General features: G+C 46.1%; 2 protein-coding genes. One reads left to right on the forward strand and one right to left on the reverse strand.

Annotated elements, in window-relative coordinates; translation table 11 throughout:
- Positions 1 to 748, reverse strand: a 748-nt coding sequence (locus A3751_RS18305) for a class I SAM-dependent methyltransferase (RefSeq protein ID WP_068458492.1), incomplete at its 3' end; no start/stop codon positions are given.
- Positions 749 to 853: 105 nt separating this feature from the next.
- Here A3751_RS18305 and gloB point away from each other — a divergent pair.
- On the forward strand, positions 854 to 1546 hold a 693-nt coding region (gene gloB / locus A3751_RS18310; protein WP_068458494.1), incomplete at its 3' end, for a hydroxyacylglutathione hydrolase.

The following is a 1546-nucleotide window of genomic DNA, read 5'->3' on the forward strand; positions in this document are numbered from 1 at the left end:
CCGGAATACCAATAACTTTTGCCGGTTTACGCCAAGAACGGCGTAGGTTGATCCTCGCCCCTTGCTGTTTTTGCGCCATGATAACGTAGTAGGCTCCCAAAGGCACTTTGGAGTTGAGTATACTCTCGATCCAACCAAACCTGCTTGCAGTACTAGGATGATTTATCGGCGGCGCATAGAAATAGTAACGCATGGTATCGACCTTAAAATCGAGAAGATTTAACCAGTCGGACACTCTATGACCCGAGATAAAACGGTTGCGCCAAAGGCCTCTTGACGAGCGATTACAAAGCTTCAGCACTCCCCATAAACTAAGCGGGTTGAAGCCCACAAGAGCAAGGTGACCAGAGGGCTTTAGAATCCGAGCAGCCTCTCTAAGCGTTTGATGCGGGTCTGCACTAAAATCAAGAGCGTGATGAAGAATAACCATGTCTGCGCAATCATGATCTAAAGCTAACTCAGTGCTCAGTGACACTACAGTATTTTCAGGCATGTCAGGTTCAGCCCTTGGTACAACATAGAAACCATGACCCAAGCCACTTGCATTACCAACAGGGATTCGATGTGAGACACCTATTTCAGCTTGGTGAAACCCATAACATCGCTCAACTAACTTCCCCAGGCGCTGCCGTTGATTCGCCAACAACGACCGTCCAATAGCTGATTGAAACCAATCTTCCAGCTCTTTTTGAGTAGCCATGAAAGAAGAAGCCTGATCTTTCTCTTGAAAGAAGTCGTTGTGGTACATCGTATCGTCCTAAAAGGTTTCGGAAGCGTAAGGCAAATCGGATGCTTTAAGCAGTATACTCGTAGTTTCAAAAACTAACAGAAGCTAGAAAAACGAGAGATGCAAATGGGCACCATCACGATTGAAGCAATACCAGCATTTGTCGACAACTATATCTGGTGTATTCAGGATGCTAAAACTGCGATCGTCGTGGATCCTGGTCAAGCTGAACCCGTGTTGGAGCATTTAAAACAGCACCAATTATCGCTTGATGCCATATTAGTCACACACCATCATCCTGACCACGTTGGGGGAATAGAACGCCTAAAACAAGTATTCCCGAGCGCCAAGGTCATTGGATTTAAAGAATCACGTTATGCTGGCGTTGAACATGAACATGTCGAAGGGGATTGCTTCACATTACTTGGTTTGGAATTTCGCGTTATTGAAGTTCCCGGCCATACTCTCGACCACATTGCGTTTCTCACAGTGCTCGACAATCGCCCGCGCTTATTTTCAGGAGACACTTTGTTTTCAGGTGGGTGCGGTCGACTTTTCGAAGGCACCGCCGAACAGATGCTGCACTCTCTCGAGAAATTCAAATTGCTACCGGATTCGACAGACATCTACTGCGCTCATGAATACACGCTATCCAACCTCGCCTTTGCGAAAACACTCATGCCCAGCAACCAAGATTTGCATGAGTACAATTCTAAATGCGAATCTTTGCGTAGCGGTAATCAGAGTACGATTCCGACAAGCTTACAGTTAGAGAAGAAAGTTAACCCTTTTTTAAGAGAAACAGACCCCGAGATCATC

The sequence above is a fragment of the Oleiphilus sp. HI0080 genome, assembly GCF_001635135.1.